Origin of the sequence: Streptomyces sp. NPDC001068 (assembly GCF_042897315.1) — a bacterium.
GTDB lineage: Bacteria > Actinomycetota > Actinomycetes > Streptomycetales > Streptomycetaceae > Streptomyces.
This window is the reverse complement of the sequence record NZ_JBIAYD010000002.1, coordinates 345,222-372,112: the sequence shown is the minus strand read 5'-3', so window position 1 is coordinate 372,112 and position 26,891 is coordinate 345,222. Positions and strand designations below refer to the sequence as shown.

The following is a 26,891-nucleotide window of genomic DNA, read 5'->3' as shown; positions in this document are numbered from 1 at the left end:
ACGTAAGGACAGATCCGTGATCCCGGTTTCCTTCGCACAGCAGCGTCTGTGGCTGACCGACCAGATCGAAGGGCCTGGCCCGCTCTACAACCTGCCGTTCGCGGTCCGCCTGCGCGGCGCGCCGGACCCGGTGGCCCTGCGGGCCGCGGTCGTGGACGTCATCACCCGCCACGAGGCGCTGCGCACGGTCTTCCCGGCCGTGGCCGGCGTCCCCGTGCAACGGGTGGTGCCCGCCGGGCAGGCGGCGGCGGATCTCTCCTTCACGGTGGTCGACTGCACGGCCGACCCCGACGGGTACCCCGCCCGGCGCGACGCCGCGGCGGCCGAACCCTTCGATCTGCGCGGCGAACTCCCGATCCGCATATGGATGTTCGTCGTGGCACCCGACGAGTACGTGCTGTTGACGGTGATGCACCACATCGCCGGCGACGGCTGGTCCAAGGGGCCGTTCCTGCGCGACCTGGCCACCGCCCACAAGGCCAGGCGCGCGGGCCGGGCCCCCGACTGGGAGCCGCTGCCCGTCCAGTACGCCGACTACGCGCTCTGGCAGCGCGAGTTACTCGGCAGCGACAACGACCCCGACAGCCTGATGTCCCGTCAACTCGACTACTGGCGGGTGAAACTGGCCGGACTCCCCGAGGAGCTGACCCTTCCCGCGGACAGGCCGCGCCCCCGGGCCCTGGGCGCCGGCGCCGACGCGCTTCCCCTGCGCTTCGACGCGGACCTGCACGCCCGGCTGCTGGAGCTGGCGCGCACCCACCGCGTGACCCTGTTCATGGTGCTCCAGGCGGCCCTGGCCGCGCTGATCTCCCGGCTGGGCGGCGGCACCGACGTGCCGGTCGGCTCGGTCGTGGCGGGCCGTTCCGAGGAGGCGCTCGACGACCTGGTCGGCTTCTTCGTCAACACGCTGGTGCTGCGCACCGACGTCTCCGGCGACCCGTCCTTCACCGAACTCCTCGCCCGGGTCCGCGAGACCCACCTGGAGGCCCACGCCCACCAGGACGTCCCCTTCGAGCGGCTGGTCGAGGAACTCAACCCGGTCCGCTCCACCGCCCGGCACCCGCTGTTCCAGGTCCTGGCCGTGCTCCAGAACGACGAGCACGCCGCACCCGCCCCGCCGGACCCGGACCCGGACGGCCTCGACCACGTGCCCGAGCCGCTGGGCATCCGGGTCGCGAAGTTCGACCTCAACATCGGGACGGAGGAGCACCACGCCCCGGACGGCAGCCCGGCCGGCATCACCGGCTCCATCGAGTTCGCCGCCGACCTGTTCGACACCTCGACGGTCGCGGCGCTGGCCGCCCGCTGGGAGCGACTGCTCAGGGCGGCCGCCGCGGACCCGGGCGCGCCGCTCGGCCGGCACGACCTGCTGGACGAGGCGGAGCGCGCCCGGATCCTCGGGGAGTGGAACGACACCGCCCGCCCGCTGCCCGGCGACGGCACCCTGACGGAGGCGTTCGCCCGCCAGGCCGCGCGCACCCCGCACGCCGTCGCCGTGGTGTCCGACGAAGTCACCTACACGTACGCACAGTTGAAGGCCCGCGCGGAGAGCCTCGCGGCCCGCCTCACGGCGCTGGACGTGGGACCCGAGACACCCGTCGCCATCCTGCTGGAGCGCTCCGCCGAGGTGGTCGTCGCCACCCTGGCCGTCGTGCTCGCGGGCGGGGCCTACGTTCCCCTGCACGCCTCGCTGCCGCCGGACCGGCTGGCATGGGTGCTGGCCCGATCAGGCGCCCCGGTGCTGCTCACGGACCGCGACGACCTCGGCTTCGTCCCGGACGCCCTGGTGATCGGCCCGGACGGCGAGCCCGTGCCCGGCTTCGAGGCGCCGACGGTCCATCCCGACCAACTCGCGTACGTGATGTACACCTCGGGCTCCACCGGCACGCCCAAGGGCGTCGCGGTCCGCCACCGCGACGTCGTCGCCCTGGCCACCGACCACCGCTGGCAGGACGGCGACCACCGCCGCGTCCTGCTGCACTCGCCGCACGCCTTCGACGCCGCGACCTACGAACTGTGGGTGCCCCTGCTGTCCGGCGGCACGGTCGTCGTCGCCCCGCCGGGCCACCTCGACCCGGCCGTCCTGCGCGCCACGGCCGAACGCCACGCGGTGACCGCGGCCTGGCTCACCAAGGGCCTGTTCGACGTCGTCGCCGAGGAGGACCCGCGGGCCCTCGCCGGGCTGCGCGCCGTCACCACCGGCGGCGACGCGGCCGCGCCCGCCATGCTGCGCCGGGTCCTCGACGCCTGCCCCGGCCTGGTCCTGGGCAACGGCTACGGCCCCACCGAGACCACCACCTTCGCCACCTTCCGCCGGGTGACCGAGGACGACCTGACCGGAGCGCGGGTGCCGATCGGCACGCCGCTCGACAACATGCGCGCCTACGTCCTGGACGGTGGCCTGCGCCCGGTGCCGCCCGGCGTGAACGGCGAGCTGTACGTGGCGGGCGCGGGACTGGCCCGCGGCTACGCGGACCGCGCCGCCCTGACCGCCGAGCGGTTCGTGGCCTGCCCGTTCGAGGCGGGCGAGCGGATGTACCGTACCGGCGACCTGGCGCGGCACCGCGCCGACGGCACCATCGAGTTCCTCGGCCGTACCGACCACCAGGTCAAGATCCGCGGCTTCCGCATCGAACCCGGCGAGATCGAGGCCGTACTCGCCCGGCACGAGGGCGTCGGCCAGGTCGCCGTGGTGGTGCGCGAGGACGACGGGGAGAAGCGCCTGGTCGCCTACTGCACCCCCGCGGACGGCAGGCCCGGCCTCGCGGACGCACTGCGCCGGCACGCCGCCGACACCCTGCCCGGCTACATGGTGCCGCTCGTGATGGTCCTCGACCGGCTCCCGCAGACCGCCAACGACAAACTCGACCGGGCCGCCCTGCCCGCCCCCGACCTGGGCGGTCCGGCCGGCGGACGGGCCCCCCGCACGCCCCGCGAGGAGATCCTGTGCGGCCTGTTCGCCGAACTGCTCGGCCTGGCCGCCGTCGGCGTCGACGACGACTTCTTCGCGCTCGGCGGCCACTCCCTGACCGCCACCCGGCTGATCAGCCGCATCCGCACGGTCCTGGGCGCCGAGATCCCGCTGGCCGAGCTGTTCCAGGCACCTACCCCCGCCGGCCTCGCCGACCGCCTCACCGACACCGCCTCCGGTGTCCCGGCGCGCCCGCCGCTGCGGCCCGCCGACCGGCCGGAGCGGCTGCCGCTCTCGTTCGCCCAGCAGCGGCTCTGGTTCATCGGCCAGGCCGAGGGTCCCAGCGCCACCTACAACGTCTCCCTCGCCCTGCGCTTGCGCGGGACCGTCGACACAACCGCCCTGGAGGCCGCCCTCAGGGACGTGGTCGGCCGCCACGAGGCCCTGCGCACCGTCTACCGCACCGTCGACGGCGTCCCCCACCAGCACGTCCTGGACGAGCCGCCCGCCCCGCTGCTGACCGTCGCGGACCTGCCCGTCGCCACCGCCGCGGGCCATGTCTTCGACCTCGCCACGGACGTCCCCCTGCACGCCCACCTCGTCCCCGACGGCCCGGGCGAACAGATCCTGGTCCTGGTCGTCCACCACATCGCCGCCGACGGCGCCTCTCTGCGCCCTCTCTTCGACGACCTCGTCACCGCCTACGGCGCCCGGCGCGCGGGCACCGCCCCCGACTGGCGTCCGCTGCCGGTCCAGTACGCGGACTACGCGCTCTGGCAGCGCGACCTCCTCGGCGCCGAGGACGACCCGGACAGCCTGCTCGTCCGGCAGCTCGGCCACTGGAAGCAGGCCCTCGCCGGCCTCCCGGACGAACTCGGCCTGCCCGTCGACCGGCCCCGCCCGGCGGTACCCGGCCACCGCGGCGACACCGTCCCGTTCACCGTCGACCCCGCCCTCCACACCCGGCTCACCGAACTGGCACGCGCCCACGGCACCACCCTTTTCATGGTCCTCCAGGCCGCGTTCGCCACCCTCCTGCACCGCTTCGGCGCCGGCGACGACATTCCGATCGGCACCCCCGTCGCCGGGCGCGCGGACGGCGCCCTGGACGACCTGGTCGGCTTCTTCGTGAACACCCTCGTGCTCCGCACCGACCTGTCGGGCCGCCCGAGCTTCACCGAACTGCTGGACCGCGTCCGCACCGCCGACCTCGCCGCCCACGCCCACCAGGACGTGCCCTTCGAACGGCTGGTGGAGGAGCTCAACCCGGTCCGCTCCCCGGCCCGCAACCCGCTGTTCCAGGTGATGCTGGCCTTCGACAACACCGCCGAGGCGGACATCGCCTTCCCCGGCGTGCACGCCGAGCACGAGACCACCGACTTCACCACCTCCCCGTTCGACCTGTGCCTCAACGTGACCGAACGGCGCGGCCCCGACGGGACCACGACCGCTCTGGGCGGCGCCCTGGAGTACGCCACCGACCTGTTCGACCGGGGCACCGCCGAGCGTCTCACCACCGCCCTCACCGCCGTGCTGAGCCAGGTCGCCGACGATCCCGGCCGCCCCGTCGGCAGCCTGGACGTCCTCACGGCGGACGACAGGGCGGCGCTGGAGCGCTGGAACGACACCGCCCTCCCCGCCGCACCCGAGCTGCTTCCCGAGGCCTTCGCGGCCCAGGCCGCCCTGACCCCCGACGCCGTGGCCCTGGTCAGCGGTGACGTCCGGCTGACCTACCGCGAACTGGACGCCCGCTCCGACGCGTTGGCCCGGCGGCTGGCCGCCGCCGGGGTCGGACCCGAGCGGGTCGTCGCCCTCGCCCTGGACCGCTCGGCCGACTCGGTCGTCGCGATCCTGGCCGTGCTCAAGGCGGGCGGCGCCCATCTCCCGCTGGACGCCGACCATCCGGCCGACCGCCTGACCCACATGCTCCGTGACGCCGACCCGCATCTCGCCCTGACCCACGCGGCCTGGCCCCTGCCGGGGATCCTGGACGGCCTGCCCCGGCTGTCGGTCGTCGAGGACGGCTCCCCGACCGGGCACCCCGGCCCCGACCCGTTGCGGGCGGGTGCCCGCAACGCCGCGTACCTCATCTACACCTCCGGCTCCACGGGCCGTCCCAAGGGCGTGGTGATCGAGCACCGGGGCGTCGCCAACCTGTACGCCTTCCACCGGGCCACCACCATCGCGGAGGCCGAACGCGCCCGCCCGGGACGGCGGTTCAAGTTCGCGCTGACCGCCTCGCTCTCCTTCGACACCTCCTGGGAGGGAATCCTCTGGATGGTCGCCGGACACGAGCTGCACGTCCTCGACGACGACTGCCGGCGGGACGCCGCTGCCGTGGTGCGCTACGTGGCCGACGCGCGGATCGACGCCATGGACGTCACCCCCACCTACGCCGAACAGCTGCTGGAGGAAGGCCTGCTGGAGCGGCGCCGGCTCCCGGTGCTGATGCTCGGCGGCGAGGCCGCGGGACCGGCCCTGTGGACCGCCGTGCGCGAGACACCCGGGGTGACCGGGCACAACCTCTACGGCCCGACCGAGTACAGCGTCGACGCCCTCCACGCCCGGCTGGCCGACCACGCGGTCCCGCTGATCGGCAGGGCGCTGACCGACACCCGGGCCCATGTCCTGGACGAGGGGCTGTGCCCTGTACCGGCCGGAGTGGCGGGCGAGCTGTACCTCGCCGGCGCGGGCGTCGCCCGCGGCTACCTGAACCGCCCCGGCCTGAGCGCCGAGCGGTTCGTGGCCGATCCGTTCGCGGCGGGGGAGCGGATGTACCGCACCGGCGACCTGGTGCGCCGCCGCCCGGACGGCGAGGTGGAGTACCTGGGGCGCACCGACCACCAGGTCAAGATCCGCGGCTTCCGCATCGAACTGGGCGAGGTGGAGGCGGTGCTGACCCGCTGCCCCGCCGTGACACAGGCCGTGGTCGTGGCCCGCGAGGGCCGGCTCGCCGGATACGTGACCGGCGACGTGGACGCCCTCGCCGTACGGGAGTTCGCGGCCGGTGTACTGCCCGGGTACATGGTCCCGGCGGTGGTCACGGTGCTGGACGCGCTGCCCCTGAACGCGAACGGGAAGCTGGACCGCGCGGCGCTGCCCGCGCCGCGCTTCGCCGGATCGGCCGCCGGACGGGCGCCCGCGAGCCCGCGCGAGGAGACCCTGTGCGCGCTCTTCGCCGAGGTGCTGGAACCGGCCTCGGTCTCGGTCGACGACGACTTCTTCGCCCTGGGCGGCCACTCGCTGCTGGCGACCCGGCTGCTGAGCCGGATCCGGGCCGTCCTGGCGGAGGACATCGGCATCCGCACCCTGTTCGAACACCCCACCCCGGCCGGTCTCGCCCGCCGTCTCGACACCGCGCACGGACCCCAGGACTCCCTCGGGACCCTGCTGCCGCTGCGCACCGGGGGCACCGCGACCCCGCTGTTCTGCGTACACCCCGGCGCCGGCATCAGCTGGGTCTACTCCGGCCTGCTGCGCCACCTCGACGCCGCCCACCCGGTCTACGGCCTGCAGGCCCCCGGCCTGCGGGGTGTCACCCCCGACAGCGTCGGCGCGCTCGCCGCGACCTACCTGCGGCACATCCGCTCCGTCCAGCCGCAGGGCCCCTACCACCTGCTCGGCTGGTCCTTCGGAGCCGTGGTCGCCCACGAGATGGCCGTACGGCTCCAGGCGGACGGCGCGGAACCGGGCTCCCTGATCCTGCTGGACGGCTACCCGCCCGCCACCGGCGGCGACGGCGAGGCGGTGCCCGGGGAGTCGCCGGATCCGCTCACGGCCCTGCTGGCCTCACTCGGGTACCCCGCCGAGGACCGGGGCGACGGCGAGGACGGCATACCGGAGGCCCTGCGGGCCATGCTCGGCGACGCCGCCGCCACCCTGCCCCAGGTCTTCGCCGACCACGACCGGCTGCTGGCCGCCCACCTGCCCGGCGTGTACCGCGGCGACGCGCTGTTCATCGGCGCCGCGCTCGACAAGCCCGCCGACTGGCCCTACGAGAACGCCTGGCGGCCGTACGTCACCGGCCTGATCGAACACGACCTGCTCGCCTGCGAGCACGGCGCGATGACCGGTCCCGGCCCGATCGCCCTGATCGCCGAGGCGGTCGCCAAGAAGATCCGCACCACACAGCCGGGAGTACACCGATGAGCCACGCCTACGCCGATCCCGCCTCCCCCGGACGGGAGGACGAGCGGCCCGCCCGCGGCCGCCTCGGCCTGTGGTCCGAACGCAACTTCCGCCGGCTCTGGCTCGGCGAGACCACGAGCGGCCTGGGCACCGCGGTCGGCCATGTGTCCCTGTCCCTGGTGGCCGTGGTCACGCTGCACGCCTCCCCGTTCATGATGGGCGTGCTGACCGCCGCGGCCTGGGCGCCCTGGCTGCTCATCGGGCTCCCGGCCGGCGCCTGGGTGGACCGCTGGCCGCGCCGCAGGACCATGCTGGTCAGCGACCTGACGCTGCTGGTCCTGTTCGGCAGCGTTCCGGTGGCCGCCTGGCTGGGCGTGCTCACCCTCGCCCAGATCGTGCTCGTCGCCCTGCTCTCGGGCGCGGCCAAGGTGTTCTTCAGCACCGCCTACTCGGCGCTGCTGCCCGCGCTGGTGGCCGCCGACGACATGCTGGAGGCGAACGCCAAGCTGCACGGTGCCGAATCGGCGGCGGACGTCGCGGGCCCCGGTGTGGCGGGGCTGGTCACCCAGGCCTTCGGCGCGGTCACCGGGGTCCTCATGGACGCCGCGACCTACCTGGTCTCCGCGCTCTGCCTCGGCGGGATCGACGTACGCGAGAGTCCGCCGGAGCGGTCCGAACGAAGGCCGCTCCGGCGGGAGATCGCCGAGGGCGTCCGGTTCCTGGCCCGCGACCGGTACCTGCGGACGCTGGCGGGCTTCGGCGCCCTCGCCAACCTCGCCCTCAACGGCATCCAGGCCGTGCAGACCGTGTTCCTCGTCCGGGACGTCGGCCTGCAACCGGGCGCCGTCGGCACCGTGTTCGCCGTCGTCAGCGTCGGCGGGCTGGCCGGCGCGGCCGTCGCCGGCCGGATCGCCCGGTGGTTCGGGACCGCCCGCGGACTGCTGCTGTGCATGCTGGTCGTGGCGCCCTTCATCTTCCTTCTGCCGTTCGCCGGACGGCAGTTGCCGGTCATGGTGAGCGCCCTGGCCTGGAGCGTCGCGGTGTGCGGTGTGGTCGCCGGCAATGTCATCGCGGCCGGCTTCTACCAGACGTACTGCCCCTCGCACCTGCTCGGCCGGGTCCGGGCGAGCGCGTCGACCGTCAACTACGGGGCGATCCCGGTCGGCGCCCTGCTCGGCGGCTGGCTGGGCGGCGCGGTGGGCACCGGACCCACCATCTGGATCATGTCGGCCGTGCTGCTGACCGCCGCCCTCGTCCTGCTCGCAAGCCCCCTCCGCACTCTCCGCAACCTTCCCCGGATGTCGTAAGGACTGGTGATCACCATGGAACCCCGCACCCAGCGTTCGGCCCGTGCCCGGCACTACCTCATGTGCCGCCCGACCCACTTCGAGGTCACGTACTCGATCAACCCCTGGATGGATCCCGCCAAGCCGGTCGACACCGAACTCGCCGTCACCCAGTGGGAACAGCTCGTCGCGCTGCACCGCCGGCTCGGCCACCGCGTCGAGTTCATCGAGCCGCTGCCCGGCTACCCCGACATGGTGTACGCGGCGAACGGCGCGACCGTGGTGGACGGCAGGGTCCTCGGGGTCAGGTTCCGCGACGTCGAACGGGCGGCCGAGGGACCGGCCTACCTCGGCTGGTTCCGCGACCGCGGCTACCAGGTGCACGACCCGGTCCACGTCAACGAGGGCGAGGGCGACTTCCTGCTCGTCGGCGACCGGCTGCTGTGCGGTACGGGTTTCCGCAGCACCCCCGAGAGCCACGTCGAGGCAGAGGAGTTCCTCGGCCGCCCGGTCGTCGGCCTGCAGCTGGTGGACCCGCGCTTCTACCACCTCGACACGGCCCTGACCGTTCTCGACGACGACGAGATCATGTACTACCCGGGCGCCTTCGCCCCGCACAGCCTGGCTGTCCTGGAGAGCCTGTACCCCGACGCGATCCGCGTCGACGAGGCCGACGCCGAACACTTCGGCCTCAACGCGGTGAGCGACGGCCGTCACGTGATCCTGCCCGAGTCGGCGTCCGGCGTGGCACGGCGCCTGCGTGAACGCGGCTTCGAACCCCTCGGCCTCGACCTGTCCGAACTGCTCAAGGGCGGCGGCAGCGTGAAGTGCTGCACGCTCCTGATCCGCGACCGCACCCGCACGTGAGCGGTGCGCGGATCGGACCCGGCCACCGCACCGATGGCGGGATCGAGCGTCCATCCGCTGTAGATCGCCCCCCGGTTACATCGACCGACGAGGGTCTCCGACGGGGGAGCCCGGAGAGGAACGGCCACGCATGACTACCGAAGAGTTCACCCACCCTCCCACCGAGGAGGAGGCCCGGGCCGCCTTCGTGTCCCGGGCGGCCGGGGCGGCGACGGACGCCGGGGAACTGTTCGACCGGGCGGCGGCGCTGCTGCCGTCCGCCCGCACCGGGGGCCGGGACCGGGCCCTGACCGTCGGCGACGAGGAGGATCTGACCTCGCTGCTGGCCGCGCTGGCAGGGCACCTGAGCGGCCCCGCCCGCCTCGGCGCGGTCCCCCCGCAGTCCGCCGTGTGGGGCCTGGACCTGGACGCGGGCACCCAGCGCAGGGTGCCCGCCGACCGGCTGACCGGCCCGGCCGGCCCGTCCGGACACGCCCCGACGGGGGTGGCGGCAGGTCTCACCTGGGTGGGCGCGCTGGAGGCCGGGATGACCGCGCACTGCGAGGCGCTGCTGGCCCGGCGACTCGCCGAGCCCGGCACCCGGGTACCGCGACTGTGCCCGGCGGACCGGTGCGACGGCCCGTGTGTCACGGACGCCTGTGAGAAGGGGGCCACGGGCGCGGCCCGGCACCTCTACGCGGCGGGCGGACCCGTCGCCCACGACCTGTCCGCGCTGCTCTCGCTGCCCGCCTGCGCGATCCGGCTGGACCCGGGTCCGGACACCGTCCTCGCCACGGGCACCACCCGCGCGGAGGCCCTCCGGCGTGCCACCGCACGCGCCCTGCGTGCCCTGACCGTCACCGCCGGCCCCGGCCCGCGCGTTCTGCCCCCGATCACCCGGGACCGGGAACTACCGCCGGCGGCACCCGGACCGTCCGCCCCCGTGCACTGGTCCCGTCCCCTCGACGCCCTGCGCGCCCAGGGCTTCACCCCGGTCGCGGTGCTCCTGGACCAGGACCCCCGCGTCAACGAGGTCCTCCCGTACCTGGTGCAGATCGTGCTGCTGGACGGGCCCCGGTGACCCGGCACCGGCGCCGGGCCCCGTGATCCCGGAGGGCCACCCGTGCCCTCGAAGCGGAGGGCGAGGAAAGCGAAGGAACTCGTTACAGGAGGAGTTGAGAAGGAAGCCCCTTCATGGCCTCGCCGCGGGTCACGCTAGCACCCGGTCCGGGATCAGGTCGCGCAGGTTTTCGAGGGTGACGACCTGTGAGTCCGGATGCAGTCCCTCGGGACGTTCCAGGCCGATGTACAGCACCGGCTCGTCCGGGACCGGACCGCCGTTCCACAGCTGCACGGCGGTGCGGTCCGCGGACATCAGCCCGGTCAGGTAGCGCACCGTCAGCTGTTCGCGTTCCACCAGCGCGCGTACCGCCTTCGACACGGACACCTGGTTCTCCTCGACCCGGTTGGCCGAGGAGATGCCCCTGAGGTGGAGATGCAGCCACTTCGCGTGCCACCGGCCGTCGTCCCCGCGCCGGAACGCCAACGGCAGTGCCACCCGGCCCGCCCCGCGCAGCTCCGACTTCATCCGCACCGTACGCGGCTCGAACGGCCGGCCCCGCTGCGCGGCGTCGCGCACCATGAAGCCGAAGAACGATTCCTCGACCTCCTCGAATCCTTCGCCGGCGTAGATGTTGACCTGCGGAACGACGAACGTGCCGGGCAAGCGGTCCAGGGCCAGGTCGATGAACTCCGAGGCCCCGTCCGGCGCTTCGGTGACGTCACCCGAGTGCGTGCCCCCGACGGTCGTGAGGGAGGTGTAGGAGAGCCAGGATTCGGTGCTGTAGTCGGCGTCGAGCAGCAGCGCCGACAGGTCGAAGTCGGTGGTGACCTGGGTCTGCTTCCAGTACACGAAGAAGCGCAGGTGTTCCCCGTCGACCGGGGAGACCGACCCCCGCGGCAGCACCCCGAGTCCGGCCGCGGTCGCCCGGCCGCTGAGCGGAAGGGCCACGTCGAGGACGTCGGGGTCGAGCAGCAGCCGGGCCGGAACCGGCAGCCGCCGGCACATCTCGGCGTCGAGGGCCGCGATCAGACGGTCACGGTCGGCGGCCGGCAGCGGCGGCCGGTGGTCGGGGGTCACCCAGGCACGGCCCCGGCGGTTGACGAAGATGCGGGGCTCGTCGCTCTCCCGTTCCCGGTTGTGGAGGTGCTCCCGTACCGAGAGCACGACCCGGCCGGACACGTCAGGGGCGACCCGCACCGCGGCGGCCACCACCGCGTCCCGTTCCTCCTGGCCGGCGGAGACGCGCAGCAGCAGGTCCAGGGTGCGGAACAGCTTGCCGGGCGCGGACTCCAGCAGCTTCACCGCCCCGCGGACGTCGGACCGGTCGAGCAGCTGATCCACCCGGCTGTCGAAGGATCGTGCCCGCTTCTCGCCCCGCGCCACCGCGAACACGTCGGCGGCGTGCGGCCAGCGCGGGTACTCGTGCGGGTGGAGGCGCTCCCCGAGCCGCTTGAAGGGCTCGCGGTACGCGCTCACGTCGGCGAGCTTCGCGGGGTTCGCCGCCACCACGGCGTCGAGGCCCGCGAGCAGTGCCCGGCGCAGCGGCCGCGACAGCTTCCGGAACCGGGTCGGCTCCCGCAGGGTCACGTCGCCGCCCGACAACGCGCAGGCCAGCCGCAGCACATCGGTGACGGTGTCGAGGAGGAGATCCGCGCCCGCCCTGATCCGGGCCTCGTTGACGACCGCCCGGATCTCCCGGACCGGGACCGACTCCGGCTGGGGGCCGAGCGCGCAGCGCTCGGCGAGGACCGACAGGTCGCGCAGGTCGTCCTCGCCCAGCGGGGTCGTGCTGCCCGCCAGTGCCAGGTACAGGTCGGTGAGTTCGGTGTCGAGGTCCCGGCCGAGATGCAGGACGGTGACCCGGTCGCCCGCCGCGGCGATCAACTCGTCCTGTGCCGCCAGCAGATCCTCGTACGTGTGCCGGTACCGCCCGTACGCGGGGAGGTCGAGCAGGTTCAGCACTCCGTGCCGCAGCTGCCCGCGGATCTTCGCCCGCGACCTGTCGTCGCCGAGTGCCTCCATCACGCACCGCATCCAGAACTCGGCGGTGTCCGGCACGTTGGCCGGAAAGTCGATGAAGTACGTGTTGTGCCGGACGTGGTCGCCCGTCATCTCGCTCACGGTGCGCAGCGTGCGCCTGGCGGTGTGCAGGACAGCGGCCTCCGACAGCCCCGACAGGCGCGCCAGCAACTCCGCCGAGAGCTTGAACCCCACGGTCGCCAGTGCCGCGTCGAACTGCCGCGCTGCGACCGTCCCCTGCCCGGCGGAGCCCGAGGGGCAGGGAAGGCGGTGGGTGTGCCGGAGGACCAGCGATTCGAGACTCTGCGCCATCCCGGGATGATCGCAGAGGCGCGCGAGCAGGCGCACGGGAGTTTCGCGGGCACCACACACCCCGGTCCGGGTGCGCCGGCCCCTCCCGCTCCGCGACCGTGACAGCCGCGCGAGCCGCCCCCGGCTCCCCGTCCCCCCGGGCGCCGGCACCGATGAGTCCGAGGCGGACGGGCGGTCGTACAGCCGTAGCCGTAGCCGTAGCCGTAGCCGTAGCCGTAGCCGTAGCCGCCGACGAGAGGCCGAGTCCGATGAGCACACTGACCGCACTGCTGGAGAAGCACGTTGCCGAGGGCGCCTTTCCCGGAGCGGTGGCTCTGGTGGACCGCGCGGGCGAGGTGGAGGTCGCGGCCGTCGGATCGACGGAGCCCGCCGGCTCGGCGCCGATGAGGACCGACGCCCTGTTCCGGCTCTCCTCGGTGACCAAGCCGGTGACCGCCGCCGCCGTGCTGGCGCTGGTCGACGACGGCGTGCTCGCCCTGGACGCACCGATCGCGCGCTGGCTGCCCGAACTGGCGTCCCCGGTGGTCGTCCGCACCCCCACCAGCGAAGTGGACGACGTGGTGCCCGCCGTCCGCCCCATCACCGTGGAGGACGTGCTGTCCTCGCGCTCGGGGTGGGGCATGGGGGCGGACTTCACCGCACCGGCCCTCCAGCCGCTCTTCGCGGACGTGGCGGTATACAACGGCGGTCCGCGGCGGGCGGTGAGCCCGGACGAGTGGGTCGCCGCGCTCGCCGGGGTCCCGCTGCTGCGCCAGCCCGGCGAGGCGTTCCTGTACAACGCCGCCTCCGACCTCCAGGGGGTGCTCGTGGCACGGGCGGCGGGGCGCCCGTTGCCGGAGTTCCTGGCCGAGCGGATCCTCGCGCCCCTCGGGATGACGGACACCGGCTTCTTCGCACCGGCCGCCGCGCGGCACCGTCTCACGCCCTACTACCGGACGGGCGACGGCGGCCGACCGGTCCTCGCCGACGCTTCCGACGGCGCGTGGGCCACCCCGCCCGAGTTCCCCTCGGGCGCGGGCGGCCTGGTCTCCACCGCCGCGGACTGGCTGGCCTTCGGGCGGATGCTCCTGGCCGGCGGCGGCACCGTGCTCTCCCCTGAGTCCGTACGCCTCATGACGGCCGATCACCTCACCGCGGACCAGCGTGCCGAGGGCTCCCTCTTCCTGCAGGGCCAGGGATGGGGATACGGCGGTTCGGTCGACGTCGACTCCACTGAGCCGTGGAACGTCCCCGGCCGCTACGGCTGGGTGGGCGGCACCGGCACCGCCGCCCACATCGTCCCGGCCACCGGCACGGTCACCGTCATCCTCACCCCCTGCGGCCTGTCCGGCCCCGCCTTCACCGCGTGGATGCGGGACTTCTGGACCTATGCCGTGACCGCGTGACCGCGTGACCGCGTGACCGTGTCACCGCCCGACCGTACGGCCGCCTGACCGCAGGGCCGAGTGGGCGCGCGCCCCACCCGGCCCTGCTGCCACGTCCAACTTCCGCGCCTCATCCGGTGATTGACGCGCCGGTGCGGAGCCTGCTTCACTGAGGCAGTGGCTGAGCCACTAGACCAACAAGTAGCTGAACCGGTGGGCCACTGGACCAGTGAGCCGCCGAACCACCGACCGAAGCCTGGGAGATCCTCCGTGGCCGTCGAAAGCATCCCGCGCCAGACCGTGGTCGACCTGCTTGAAGCACGGCTGCGTGACGACATCCTGAGCGGCACGCACCGGCCCGGAACCCTGCTGCCCCCCGAGCGGGAGCTGGCGGCCGGGTACGGCGTCACCCGTACCACCCTCAAGCACGCGCTGACCCGGTTGGAACAGGCGGGACTCCTGAGCACCCGGCACGGCATCGGCACGCGCATCCTGGACTACCTGCGGGTCGGCGGCGCCGACCTGCTTCCGATGCTGGCCGCTCAGGACCCCACGTGGCTGCGGGAGGTCTTCGAGGTGCGGCGGCAGGTCGGCACCCTGATCGCCGGACGCGCGGCATGCCGGCGCACGGAACGGCAGGCCCGTCGGCTCGAACACCTGCTGCGTCAGGTCGCCGAGGGCGCGGACGCCGACGGCGTCCAGCTGGCCGACGTGGAAGTCCACCGAGAGCTGGCCCGGGCCACGGGGAACCGGGTCTATCTGCTCCTCACGAACACGCTGTTCAACGCCTACCTGCCGGTACGGACCTCGCTGCGGGCGCCGTTCGAGGACGCCGCGCGGGCCGCGGACCGCCTCGCACCGGTGGTGCGGGCCGTGGTCGACCGCGACGGCGAGGCCGCCAGGCGTGCCGCCGAGACGTATCTGGCCGGCACCGAGAAGATCATGCTCGACTCGCTGAGCAGCCCCCGCGGCCGGCCGGCCGCCGACGGCCGCCGGTAGCCGCGCCTGCGGCCACTGCCCGGGCCCACCGCCGGACGGCGAGGCGGGACGGGCCGGGCCGGCCGCCTGTTCCGCATGTCCCGACAGTGAGCGGACTCCCGTTCACTCCACGTTCTCCCTTCTGTCATGCCCAGCTCAATGCGGGCATGCCCTGATGTGCGCCCGGCTCAAGCCGGGCCCACTACCCCCGGACAGCCGCCCGTTCACCGTGGGCGCGGCGGCGAACACCAACACGAGGAGCATGGTGAGCAGATCCAGCAAGAGACGCGGCGTCCTCATCGGCGTGATGCTGTGCGCGGTCGTCGTCGGCGCCGTCCAGCCGGCGATCGCGGCGCCGGTGCGGGACGCGGGGGACCAGGCCGCGCCGTCCCGGAAGTCTCCGGTGGGTGCGACCGAGCAGGAGATCGCGAGGGCGCTGTCCACCTCGCTGCGCGACCCGCGGTGGCGCGAGCAGGTCCGTGCCGCCGCTCTGGGCACCGGGGACGTGGACCTCCAGGCGCTGGCGCGCGGCACCGCCGCTCCGCGGGGCAGGGACCTGCTCGCCACCGTCTCCGCCGCGGACCGTCGCATCGTGGGCCTGAAGGGACTGCCCGCGTCGACCGGTTCGCTGCTGCGCCTGCGGCTCGGCGCGCCGTCCATGCGGGCCGGCCTCGGCGCCGACGTCACTCCGTGGATCGCCGTCGCCGCGGCGGCCGACGACGCCAGGACCATCACGGCGTACGACAGCCAGGGCCGTGCCCACGCCGTGGACACCGCCCGCGTCCCCGACCGCCCGATGTACATCCTGGACATCGACGTCACCAAGGCGCACCGGGCCGGTCTGAAGGTGCTGCAGAAGGCCTTCGCCGACAAGGGCCTGACCTCCCTGCCGAAGGCCGCGGACAGCGCCGCCACCGCGAACAGGGCCGCCACCACGAGCGCGGCGGGCTGGTGGGCGACCAAGGTCACGGCCGTCGAGGTGAACGACGACGAGGAGCCGTGGTTCAAGGGCGCCGCCGAGATGTTCTCGCTGGTGACCGGTTTCGGGCAGGACGGCGCGGCACGCGTCGACTCGGTGGACATGCCGTACCTGGACTACGACGGCACCGTCTACTACCCGAACCAGATCCTGGTCAACTGGTCGAACTACAAGTACAACCTGGCCGACGTCGTCATGATGGAGGACGACGACGGCACCAACTACCGTGCGCTGGCGCAGGCGATCACCACGGCGCTGCTCACCGTGACCGATCAGGGCACCTACATCCCGCTGGTCAACGCGGTCCTGAGCGCGATCCCCGACGGCTGGTTCACCGACGACCCCGACTACGTCGAGTCCTGGTACACCCTGGCCCAGAACTCCACGGGCCGACTGAACGGCGCCTCGGGCAACGGCTGGATGACCGTCGAGCCCTACTTCGTCGAGCAGTTCTAGCCCTCGCGACAGGGGCGCCCACCGGACGACGCTCCGGTCGGGCGCCCCACCCGTCGTGGACGCCGGCCCTTGACGGGGCCGCCGTCGATGGCGACGCGCTGCCCGCAGCGGGCGCGCAGGGGTGGTAGTCGTACGTCGCGTGGTGCTGGACGCACCGGTTGTCCCAGAAGACCGGCGTGCCCGGGGTCCAGTGGACGCGGCAGTGCAGCACGGGCCCGCGGGCACGGCCCGGCTCTCGTCGGCGGCCGGCTGCGGCGTGTGGCTGGTGCAGGTCTTGTCGACGTACAGCAGGCGGCGGTCGGTCTCGGGGCGCGGAGCGATCAACGGGTCCAGCGCGGTTCGGGTGTCTCGGTGATGTGGAGCATCGACCTGACGGTTCGGCGTCGGCGGGACCGCTTATCGAGTCGCCGCGCGGTGGCCGATTTCCGATGATGCCAAATGTGTTCCGACCAGGGCGTGTTGCGAAAGTCCGGCCTGTCGGCGCTTCGGGCGAACGACGGCGCTTTCGCCACGCCCCCTAAGGGCTGTCCCGTAATCCCCGGCGGGCGCACGACGACGGCTACGGCACCTCGCAGCGTTGTCGGGGTCGCCCGGATACGCCCAGTATGAGGGCGACCCTCCGCCTTGCGATGCACCGCATCCGACGCCGTGCGCCGACCCACCGGGGACTACGGGACAGCCCTTAGCCGCGCGCGGCGGCTCGGCGGGCGACCTCGGCCCGGACCGTCTCGCGCAGCTCGTCCGGCGTGAAGCCGAGCTCGTTGAGGATCCCTGCGGCCGGACTCCCCTCGACCCGGATCAGACCGAGGAGCGAGTGTTCCGTGCCGACCCAGTCGTGGCCGAGGCCGGCGGCGGCGCGGAGCGCCTGCTCGATGGCCTGCTTGCTCTCCGGGCGGAACGGGATGTGGCCCCGCGGCGTCTTCTGGCCGCCCGGCGGCATCGCTTCCCGGACCGCGTCGCGGATGCGCTGCTCCGGGCCGGCATGCGCGACCAGCACCTCGTACGCGAGGCCCCGGGGTTCGCCGAGCAGGCCGAGCAGGAGGTGTTCGGTGCCGATCGAGTCGTGCCGGTGGGTCCGGGCGGCTTCCTGGGCGAGCACGATGCTGTGCCGGTTCAGGTTGGTGAACCGCTCGAACGCGTTGGACGTGTGACGTTGCTGGGCCGCCTGTTTGGTCACGCCGATGGCGTCGCCGATCTCGGTCCACGACGCGCCGTTCCGCTTGGCCCTGCTCACGTAGTGGTCGATGAGCTGGTCGCCGAGGTCGGACAGGGTCTGGGAGCGCAGTCGGGCCTCGCTGACACGGGCCAGTGCGTCGGCTTCGGGAAGTTCCTCGTCGAGCCGGGCGATCAGGTCGGCGAGGCTGATGTCGAGTGGACTCATGCGTCAATTCTAAATTGACGACCCCCGGGCGTCAATCCGTACTTGACGCTCGGTCCGGGGTAACCCGCTTACCCGGAGCGGGCGTTGGGAATCACGTGGGGAACGTGTGCCGATGCGCACCTAGGTGGCCGGCGTTCACGCCCGGCATGCGACATTCAGGGTCTGCCGAAGATCCTGAAGACAACGGACCACACGAGGTCAATGGTTCACTTCGGTCGTGACGCACCGTCGCCGTCGGGCACCGCGTACCCGGAGACGGAAGGCCAGCGCACGGTCATGACCACGGAGTCGTCCTCGGCGAGCCAGGAGTGATCCACCCCCCTGCCCCAGACGGCGTAGTCGCCCTGCCGTTCCAGCAGCACGCTGCGGCCGGGGAACTCCATCCGGAAGCGTCCGGTGACGAGAACCAGCAGAGCCGTCCGCACCTCGCCCTCCACCCACCGCGCCCGTCGCTCGCCGCGCGGATGGACACCCCACTTCACCTCGACGGCCTCACTGTGGCGCGGATCGTCCGGCTCCTTGAAGTGCCCGAGCAGCCATCCCCGGTCCGCCGCCGCGTCCTTGCCCGCGTTGCCCACGTACACGCCGTCGTCCATGCACCCGAACGCTAGCAACCGGCGGGTCGCGCGGCAGCTGCGGCCGGTCCGTGGGTCCGGGCCCGCCCGGCCGTCCCCGCCCGCCTCGTGGCGACGACGGGACGGGCCGGATCGGCCCTGCGATGCCGCCTCGTCCACCGTGCCGCGTCGGCCAACCGGCGCGCGGCCACCTCAGCCCCGTCGGTACGCGGCCGGCCGCCCAGCGACTCGGCACGCTCCCGGGTCTCGGGTGCCGGCACGTTCTTCAGCGCGACGTCCAGGTACGTCCGCCCAGCCGCGGGACACGGGCACCCGGTGACCCTGGGCGCGGATCGCCTCGGCCGCGTGCCGTCGATCCCCTGGGCCGGCGGCAGGCTGCCGAAGCCCACGTAGACCGGCGGACTGCCCGCGTCCTGGAACCTCACCAGGTCCGCCGGCAGGGCACGTTCGTCCGGGAGGGGCCATGCCCCGGGCCGCACGACGTCGAGGCCGGGCGCCCCGGGCCACGCCCCCAGCACCGGGTCCGCCGCGGAGGGCCGGCCTTCCCCGGGCGTGCGGCCACGTCACGGGTTCTCCGCCGCGTCGCCGGTGTGCTGGTCGCGGGCCAGGGCGTGGGTGACCGCGATGGTGTTCTCGTACAGGGCGCGGTACTGGCCGAACCGGCGCGCGTACACGCCGGCGGTGGCGGGGTCGGGCCGGACCACGGACTCCGCCGGGTTCCAGGCCGTGATGTCCGGCCGGCCGATCAGCCCGGCGGCGAGGAAGGCCGCACCGTAGGCGGCGCCGATGGTGGTGCGGGGGACGATCTGTTCGAGACCGGTGACGTCGCTGACGATCCGCGGCCACAGACCGCCCCGGGTGCCGCCGCCGACCGCGACGATCCGGCGGATGTCGGCGCCCGCGGCGAGCATCGTGTCGACGTTGTGCCGGACCCCGTACGCGGTGGCCTCCAGCGCCGCCCGCATCAGGTCCCCGCGGGTGTGACTAAGCGTCAGGCCCGCGATCACGCCCCGGGCTTCGGGGTCCATGACGGGAGTGCGCTCCCCGGCGAAGTACGGCAGCATCACCAGGCCGTTCGCGCCCGGGGGTGAGGCGGCCGCCTCGCCGAACAGCACGGCCGGGGCGACGTCGCCGACGAGGTGCCCCAGCCAGTCGGTGACGGCTCCCGAGGTGGCCATGCCGCCGGCCAGGCAGCGGGTGCCGGGCAGGGCGCCGACGGTGGACCACATCGACGGGCTGGTCACGAGCCGGTCGACGGTGTTGACCAGGAACATCGTGGTGCCGTACATCAGCATCAGGTCGCCGGCGCCGTGGCCGCCGACGCTGACGGCCTCGCTCCAGGCGTCGATCGTCCCGACGATGACCGGTGTCCCGGCCGGGATGCCCGGCACGGGCGTGCCCACCCGGCCGGCCTCCTCACCCGGCCAGCGCAGCGGGGGCAGTTCGAGGCCGGGTGCGATCCGCTCGGCCCACTCGGGGATCCAGCACTGCTCCCGGATGTCGAACAGCGGGGTGCACTGGCTGGCCGAGTGCAGGTCCAGCACATAGGCGCCGGTCAGCCGGTGGGCGAGCCAGGAGGCGGGCATGAGGAGGCGGCGGGCGCGGGCCCACGCCTCGGGCTCCCGCTCGCGGATCCAGGCGAGCTTCGGCCCGACGGCCTGCGACGACAGCGCCGACCCGCACCTGCGGAAGATCTCCTCCGGCCCCAACTCCCGGTTCAGGCGCATGATCTGGTCCCCGGCACGCGTGTCCACGCCGTACAGCACCGCCGGACGCACCGGGTCGCCCGCGTCGTCGACCAGGAGGGCGCACGGACCCATGCCACTGACTCCGACGGCGCGGACGGTGAGGTCGTCGCGGTCGAGCAACTCGCCCGCCAGGGACCGGAACTCGTCCCACCACACCCGCGCGTCCATCTCGACGTGTCCGGGCCGGGGACGGTCGACCGCGTGAGCGCGCACGGCCTCGCCCAGGATGCGGCCGGCGGTGTCGACCACCACCCCCTTGGTGCTGGAGGTGCCCACGTCCACACCGAACACGACGTGGATCATGTCCTGCCTCCCTCGGCTCCTGTCTCCCGCGGCGCCCGGTGCGCCACCGTAGCCTGTCGCCCGCTCCGCCCGGGGGACGCGGGGCGACGCGACCGGGTGCCGGGGGAGGGCTTGCCACAGTCGTTGACATGCTCCTGCCTTGTGGCTAGCTTCACGAGGAGTTCCCGCTCCGCCTCCCGGGTGCGAGCCGCCCCGGGGACCCCTCGAAGCACTCGCACCTCAGGCACCTCATCTCCACGGTTGGACAACGTTGTCAGCCTCTGGGAGCAGTATCTCGGCACGCCGTTCATCACCCGGGGCCGCGATCGCGACGCGCAGACAACGTTGTCGGACCTCCACTCCCGAGTAGAGGAGCACACCCCGTGATCACACGACTGTCGAGACCGCCCGGCACCATGGCGATCGGTCTCCTCGCCGCCGCGGCGCTGGCCGCCGCCGGCCTGTGCACGCCCGCGTGGGCGGCCGGGAAGGCCGCGCTCGTCACGGCGCCGGCGACACTCGTCAACCCGTTCATCGGAACGTCGAACCAGGCCGACGACTTCCCGGGGGCCGACGTCCCGTTCGGCATGGTGCAGTGGAGCCCGGACACGCCGTCGCGTCCCGACGGCGGGGGCTACGAGTACAACGACTCGTCGATCACCGGCTTCAGCCTGACCCACATCGCCGGACCCGGCTGCGGCGCGGCCGGTGACGTACCGGTGCTGCCCACGGTGGGAGCCGTCAACACCAATGCCACGGACGCCTTCTCGCACGCCAACGAGTCGGCTTCCGCGGGGTCGTACAAGGTCACGCTCAACAACCAGGTGACCACCGAGCTGACCACCACGACCCGCAGCGGCATGGCCCGGTTCACCTTCCCCTCGACCAGCCAGGCCAACCTGGTCTTCAAGCTGACCGGCAGCCAGAACGGCGCCAGTTCGACCCAGTTCACCAAGGTGTCGAACACCGAGGTGAGCGGTCAGGTCACCAGCGGCCGGTTCTGCGGCGCGGGGAACACCTACACCGTCTACTTCGACATGGTCTTCGACCAGCCGTTCGCCGCCCAGGGCAGCTCGCTCGCCAAGGCGACGGCCGACACCTCCTCGGGACCGGCCAAGGCGTCGAAGAACGCCGCCGAGAAGCCCAACAAGCCCGTCCTGCACGGAAGTTCGCCCGCCAAGGCCACGAAGTCCACGAAGCCCGCGAAGTCCGCGGAATCCGCCATGGAGGGCGCGGCCCCGGCCGCGGCCGCCTCCAACGGCTACGTCACCTTCAACACCACGAGCAACCCCGTCGTGCAGGCCAAGGTCGGCGTCTCCTACGTTTCCGTCGCCAACGCGGTCGCCAACCGGAACGCGGAGAACTCCGGCTGGGACTTCAACGCGACCCGGACCGCCGCGCAGAACGCATGGAACAGCACGCTCGGCAAGGTGCAGATCGCGGGCGGGACGGCCGCGCAGCAGCAGATGTTCTACACCGCGCTCTACCACTCGCTGCTGCACCCGAACGTGATCAGCGACAGCAACGGCCAGTACTACGGCTTCGACGGCAGGACGCACACCGTGGACTCCGGTCACGGCGCGGTGTACGCGAACTACTCCGGCTGGGACATCTACCGTTCGCAGGCCCAGCTCGAAGCCCTGGTCGCGCCCCAGGTCGCCTCGGACACCGCGCAGTCCATGGTCGACGACTACGCCCAGACCGGGATCTTCCCGAAGTGGTCGGAGAACAACGGCGAGTCGTACGTCATGGTGGGTGACCCGGCGGACGCCATCCTCGCCGACTACTACGCCTTCGGCGCCCGGAACTTCGACACCGGCACCGCGCTGGCCGACATGGTCAGGCAGGCGAGCACCGCCAACAACGACCGGCCCGGCCTCGGTTACCTGAACTCGCCGGGGTACATGCCGCACGACGGCAGCTACGGCTGCTGCAACTTCTACGGCCCGGTCGCCACCACCCTGGAGTACGACACCGCCGACTTCGCTATCTCCGCGATGGCCGGCGCGCTCGGGGACACCGCGAACCAGAAGACCTACGCCAACCGCGCACAGGACTGGCGCAACGTGCTCAACCCCGCCTCCGGCTTCGTGGAGCCCCGCAACGCCAACGGCTCGTGGACCGGCGGCTTCGACCCCACCAGCGGCACCGACATGGTCGAGGCCGACTCGTGGATCTACACCGGGATGGTCCCCTTCAACATCGGCGGCCTGGCGAAGGCCAAGGGCGGCAACACCGCCATGAACCACTACCTGGACACCGTGCTGCGCAGCTACACCGGCGCCAACGGCTACGCCTGGGTGGGCAACGAGCCGAGCATCGAACTCCCCTGGGAGTACGACTACACGGGCCAGCCCTGGAAGACGCAGGGCACCGTGCGGGCCATCCAGGACCAGATCTGGTCGAACACCCCCGGCGGCCTGGCCGACGGCAACGACGACCTCGGCGCGATGAGCGCCTGGTACGTGTGGTCGGCGCTCGGCATGTTCCCCGAGACGCCCGGAACCGCCGACCTCGCCCTCGGCTCACCGCTGTTCACCCAGGCCGTGGTCACGCTGCCCTCGGGCAGGACGCTCACGGTCAACGGCAACGGCGCCGCCGACAACGCCCCCTACGTCCAGTCCGCGGCGTGGAACGGCACGGCGTGGAACAACGCCTACGCCCCGACCTCGGCCATCACGGCCGGCGGCACCATGGACTTCACGCTGGGCACCAGCGCCAACACTTCCTGGGCGACGGCGGCCTCGGCGGCCCCGCCCTCGTACGCGGGGGACACCTCGGCACCGGCTTCACCGCGCATCGGTCCGCTGACCTCGGCGGTGGCCGGGAACCTGTGCGTGGACGTCGCCGGCTCCGGCACCGCCGACGGCACCCACGCCCAGATCTACGGCTGCAACAGCAGCTACGCGCAGGACTGGATCGTCGCCGGTGACGGGACGGTCCGGGCTCTCGGCAAGTGCCTGGACGCCGATCACAGCGGGACCACCAACGGCACGCTGATCCAGCTGTGGAACTGCAACGGCAGCGGTGCCCAGCAGTGGACCGCCGGCAGCAACGGGTCGCTGGTCAACCCCGAGTCGAAGCTCTGCCTGGACGACCCCAACTCCTCGACGGCGAACGGCACCCAGCTCCAGCTGTACACCTGCAACGGCACGGCGGCCCAGAACTGGAGGCTTCCGGCCTGAGCCCTACGCGGCACCCTCCCGTGGGTCGGGGCCGACGGCCCCGACCCACGGGAACGGGTTCGCCGGAGCGGCCGGCCGGGCCGCCCGCTCCGGCGACGATCAGCAGTACAGGTTGGCGCCTGCGGGGACCCCGAGGATCGAGGTGAAGCGCTGGTAGGCGTCGACGCGGCTCTGCACCTGTGCCGGGTTGCGGCCGTCGCACTCCAGGGAGCCGTTGATGGACCGGATGGTCTGGCCGAACCCGGCGCCGTTGACCATGGCGTTGTGCGGGGTCATCGATCCGGGGCCGCTCTGCGTGTTCCAGTACCACAGGCCGGTCTTCCAGGCGACGGCCGAGTCGTTCTGCACCAGCCAGGGGTTGTTGAGCAGGTCGATGCCGAGTGCGTCACCGGCCGCCTTGTAGTTGAAGTTCCAGCTGAGCTGGATGGGGCCGCGCCCGTAGTAGGCGGCCTGGCCCGCCGGGCAGCCGTAGGACTGGCTCCGGTCGCAGTACGTCGGGTAGTTGGCGGTGTTCTGCTCCACGACGTACACCAGTCCGCCGGTCTCGTGGTTCACGTTGGCCAGGAAGGCGGCGGCCTCCTGCTTCTTGACGGTGTCGCTGCCGGTGTTGGCGAAGCCGGGGTAGGCGCCGAGCGCGGCGGTCAGACCCTGGTAGGTGTAGAAGCCGTTCCGGTTCGGGAACATCTGGTTGAACTGAGCCTCGCTGACCACGAACCCGGACGGGTTGCCGCCGCCGCCACCGGCGGCCGGCGCGTTCCACTTCTGGTTCGCACCGCCGGTGCAGGTCCATATCTGCAGGCGGGCGCCGTTGGCGCTGCTGTTGTCCCGTACGTCGAGACACTTGTTGGCGGCCGGGTTGACGATGTCGTGGGCGGCGGTGACCACCCACTGCTGGTTCGCTCCGCCGGCGCAGTCCCAGAGCTGGACGGCGGCCCCGTCGGCGGTGCCGCGGTCGACCACGTCGAGGCACTTGCCGAGGGCGCGCAGCGTGCCGTCTCCGCTGTTCGACCAGTTCTGCGCGCCGGTGCCGTTGCAGTCGTAGAGCTGGACGGCGGTGCCGTTGGCGCTGTTCGCGCCGGCCACGTCGACGCACTTGCCGGCCAGCCCGGTGATCTGGCCGGTCGCCGCCTGCGCCGGGGCGACCGTGAACAGGGCGGTGAGGACGGCGGCGAGGAGGACGCCCAGCGTCAGCCGGCCGAGGCCGGTACGTCCGCGGGGGCGGGACATGAGAGGGGGAAAGCGCATGGGGGCTGCTCCTGAGGTGTCACGAGGGGGTGAGTGCGGGTGACCGGACCGCGGATGCGGACGGCTCAGCCGAGGACCTGCTGGGTGACGACGATGTGTCCGGCGTCGGGGTCGAGGACGCCGCCGAGCCGGCCGAACGCGCCGTCGGTCAGGTCGAGGCACTTGGGTTCCTGCGGAGTCTGGGCGAACGTGCCGCGGTCGTTGACCCGAACGGTCAGGGACCGGCCGTTGGCGACGTTGGTGACCTGGACGCGGGTTCCGAAGGGCAGTTGGGGCTGGCGGGAGAGGGAGGTGGCGGCCGTGTCCGCGTTGTTGTCGAAGACCTCGCCGCTGGCGGTCAGGGCGCCCGGCGGCTGGGGGCCGTAGTGCGTGGCCCAGCACTGTTCGCCGGTCTGTGTCACCGGGGCGCTCCACTTCTGGTTGGCACCGCCGGTGCAGGTCCAGATCTGGATCCGCGCCCCGTTCGCGGAGGAGCGGTCGGTGACGTCGAGGCACTTGTCCGCGGCGGGGTTGACGATGTCGTGGGCGGCGGTGACGGTCCACTTCTGGTTCGCGCCGCCGGTGCAGGTCCACAGCTGGACCTTGGCGCCGTCGGCGGTGGAGTTCGCGGTGACGTCGAGGCACTTTCCGAGCGCGCGCAGGGTGCCGTCGGCGCCCGTGGTCCACTGCTGGGCGCCGGTGCCGTTGCAGTCGTAGAGCTGTACCGGGGTGCCGTCCGCGGTGCCGGCGCCCGCGACGTCGAGGCACTTGCCGGCGAGACCCGTGACCGTGCCGGTGGCGGCGGCCGCCGGTGCGGCGGTCAGCGGAGTGAGCGACAGGGCCAGCAGGGCTAGGAGGGGAGTTCCGCGTAACGCGGTGGTGAGGAGCGAGGAGCGAGCGGCCATGGGGGGTGAGGAAGCCTTTCCGGGGCGGCACAGGGGGTGCGGCGGACACCGGCAGGAGGTGTGCCGGGACGACCTGACATCGGGAAGGTAAAAGGTCTATACCAACACCGTCAAGATGTGAACATGACAGATGTGGGGCGGTTCCGCGTGCCGGGGTCAAACCGGCGCCCGGGGGCGTCGGCCCGGCTGGTGGAGTCGTCGGCCCGTGGTCCGGTGCGCGTGTGCGCCGTTGGGGGAGCCGTGCCCGCGGACAGCATCTCCTCGGTACCGCATGAGGAGGCGTGTGATGGCCAGTGAGTTCCAGCGGGACAAGCTCCGGGCGATGTTCGACGCGTTCGACGCCGACGGCAACGGCTATCTGGAGGAGGCGGACTTCGTGGCGCTGGCGGTCCGCTGGGGCCGACTGCCGCGCGTGAGGGCCGAGTCGGAGCTGGCGCTGCGGGTGGAGAGCGTGATGAGGGGCTGGTGGCGGCATCTGTCGGAGACCGTCGACGCGGACGGGGACGGCCGGATCGACCTGGACGATCTCCTCGACATGGTCGACGTGCTGCCTTCCATCCCGGAGGCCGTCACCGCCACGGCCGACACCGTCTTCGACGCGGTGGACGAGAACGGCGACGGGCGGATCGGCCGCGACGAGCACAAGCGCCTGATCGACACCTGGCACGGTCGGCCCGTCGAGACAGGGGACGTGTTCGACCGCCTCGACCAGGACGGCGACGGCTACCTGGGCCGCCCCGAGTTCGCGGACCTGTGGACCCAGTTCTGGACCAGCGACGATCCCCGCGAGCCCGGCAACCTCATGTGCGGCGAACCGCCCCGGGCTCGGTAGCGGTGGGCCGTTCCGGGTGCGGAGGTATGGACCTGGGATCACGGGGCAAACGGAGATTCACCCGGCGCGGTCCCGCGCCGGACAGTGGCGCCGGGCGCCAACTGTGCAACCTGTGACTCGCGGTGGCGCCGACGCGCCCGCGAGCCGAGCTTGGGGGAGTGGGAATCAGCATGATTCTTCCGGCGGAGAAGGAACTGCGGGCCGCGCTGGCCCGGTTCGCCGACGCGCGCATCGAGCACGACGTATGCCCCGACGGTCGCACCAGCCGCCGCCTGGAGGACGCCACCTACACGCTGTGCGTGATGACCGGGGCCACCGGCACCGAGGAGGCGCTGCGCACGGCGGACGGACTGCTGCAGGACTACCTCGCCGGCCGCGGTGACGTCACCCGGCAGGACGAGACCCTGGCGGCCTAGG

General features: G+C 72.9%; 16 protein-coding genes. 10 read left to right on the top strand and 6 right to left on the bottom strand.

All coding sequences use genetic code 11. From position 1 onward, the window contains the following. Positions 1-16 precede the first annotated feature (16 nt). The 4 genes from ACFY3I_RS06950 to ACFY3I_RS06935 all read left to right on the top strand — a co-directional run bounded on the left by ACFY3I_RS06950 (position 17) and on the right by ACFY3I_RS06935 (position 10,252). Positions 17-7,060 carry an amino acid adenylation domain-containing protein gene (locus ACFY3I_RS06950; protein ID WP_390859704.1) on the top strand — a complete coding sequence of 2,348 codons (7,044 nt, stop codon included), beginning with the start codon at positions 17-19 and terminating at the stop codon, positions 7,058-7,060. Further along, positions 7,057-8,346 (top strand): MFS transporter, encoded by a 1,290-nt coding sequence (locus tag ACFY3I_RS06945; protein WP_390859703.1) that lies wholly within the window; start codon positions 7,057-7,059, stop codon positions 8,344-8,346. Before ACFY3I_RS06950 ends, ACFY3I_RS06945 begins: the two co-directional genes overlap by 4 nt. Before the next feature lie 15 nt (positions 8,347-8,361). Next, positions 8,362-9,192 (top strand): dimethylargininase, encoded by an 831-nt coding sequence (gene ddaH / locus ACFY3I_RS06940; RefSeq protein ID WP_390859702.1) that lies wholly within the window; start codon positions 8,362-8,364, stop codon positions 9,190-9,192. Positions 9,193-9,322: 130 nt separating this feature from the next. Beyond that, positions 9,323-10,252, top strand: coding sequence for a hypothetical protein (locus tag ACFY3I_RS06935; RefSeq protein ID WP_390859701.1), 930 nt, complete (start codon positions 9,323-9,325; stop codon positions 10,250-10,252). Between the two features lie 129 nt (positions 10,253-10,381). Here the strand turns inward: ACFY3I_RS06935 and ACFY3I_RS06930 are convergent, their stop codons facing one another. Further along, positions 10,382-12,565 carry a hypothetical protein gene (locus ACFY3I_RS06930; RefSeq protein ID WP_390859700.1) on the bottom strand — a complete coding sequence of 728 codons (2,184 nt, stop codon included), beginning with the start codon at positions 12,563-12,565 and terminating at the stop codon, positions 10,382-10,384. A 248-nt stretch (positions 12,566-12,813) separates the two neighbouring features. Here ACFY3I_RS06930 and ACFY3I_RS06925 point away from each other — a divergent pair, with 248 nt between their 5' ends. From ACFY3I_RS06925 to ACFY3I_RS06915, 3 genes are all read left to right on the top strand, one after another. Then, positions 12,814-13,950, top strand: a complete 1,137-nt coding sequence (locus ACFY3I_RS06925; protein ID WP_390859699.1) for a serine hydrolase domain-containing protein — start codon at positions 12,814-12,816, stop codon at positions 13,948-13,950. Between the two features lie 249 nt (positions 13,951-14,199). Further along, positions 14,200-14,928: a FadR/GntR family transcriptional regulator gene (locus ACFY3I_RS06920; protein WP_390859698.1), complete on the top strand. Its 729-nt coding sequence runs from the start codon at positions 14,200-14,202 to the stop codon at positions 14,926-14,928. Positions 14,929-15,169: 241 nt separating this feature from the next. Continuing rightward, positions 15,170-16,342, top strand: a complete 1,173-nt coding sequence (locus ACFY3I_RS06915; protein ID WP_390859697.1) for a DUF3103 family protein — start codon at positions 15,170-15,172, stop codon at positions 16,340-16,342. A 682-nt stretch (positions 16,343-17,024) separates the two neighbouring features. On the opposite strand, the gene ACFY3I_RS06910 is transcribed toward ACFY3I_RS06915, so the two are convergent. From ACFY3I_RS06910 to ACFY3I_RS06900, 3 genes are all read right to left on the bottom strand, one after another. Continuing rightward, positions 17,025-17,723 carry a Clp protease N-terminal domain-containing protein gene (locus ACFY3I_RS06910; protein ID WP_390859696.1) on the bottom strand — a complete coding sequence of 233 codons (699 nt, stop codon included), beginning with the start codon at positions 17,721-17,723 and terminating at the stop codon, positions 17,025-17,027. A 206-nt stretch (positions 17,724-17,929) separates the two neighbouring features. After that, complete coding sequence (locus tag ACFY3I_RS06905) at positions 17,930-18,319, bottom strand: signal peptidase I (protein ID WP_390859695.1); 390 nt, start codon at positions 18,317-18,319, stop codon at positions 17,930-17,932. Between the two features lie 542 nt (positions 18,320-18,861). Further along, positions 18,862-20,349: an FGGY-family carbohydrate kinase gene (locus ACFY3I_RS06900; RefSeq protein ID WP_390859694.1), complete on the bottom strand. Its 1,488-nt coding sequence runs from the start codon at positions 20,347-20,349 to the stop codon at positions 18,862-18,864. A gap of 362 nt (positions 20,350-20,711) precedes the next feature. Here ACFY3I_RS06900 and ACFY3I_RS06895 point away from each other — a divergent pair, with 362 nt between their 5' ends. Further along, positions 20,712-23,513, top strand: a complete 2,802-nt coding sequence (locus ACFY3I_RS06895) for a lectin (RefSeq protein ID WP_390859693.1) — start codon at positions 20,712-20,714, stop codon at positions 23,511-23,513. A 99-nt stretch (positions 23,514-23,612) separates the two neighbouring features. On the opposite strand, the gene ACFY3I_RS06890 is transcribed toward ACFY3I_RS06895, so the two are convergent. Beyond that, positions 23,613-24,740: a glycoside hydrolase family 19 protein gene (locus ACFY3I_RS06890; RefSeq protein ID WP_390860099.1), complete on the bottom strand. Its 1,128-nt coding sequence runs from the start codon at positions 24,738-24,740 to the stop codon at positions 23,613-23,615. A gap of 83 nt (positions 24,741-24,823) precedes the next feature. Next, complete coding sequence (locus tag ACFY3I_RS06885) at positions 24,824-25,642, bottom strand: lectin (RefSeq protein WP_390859692.1); 819 nt, start codon at positions 25,640-25,642, stop codon at positions 24,824-24,826. A 286-nt stretch (positions 25,643-25,928) separates the two neighbouring features. Between ACFY3I_RS06885 and ACFY3I_RS06880 the strand changes: the two genes are divergently transcribed. After that, entirely contained in the window at positions 25,929-26,474 is a 546-nt protein-coding gene (locus ACFY3I_RS06880; RefSeq protein WP_365292445.1) for an EF-hand domain-containing protein, read from the top strand. 170 nt (positions 26,475-26,644) lie between these two features. Further along, positions 26,645-26,890, top strand: coding sequence for a DUF5133 domain-containing protein (locus tag ACFY3I_RS06875; protein ID WP_365292447.1), 246 nt, complete (start codon positions 26,645-26,647; stop codon positions 26,888-26,890). Position 26,891 lies beyond the last annotated feature (1 nt).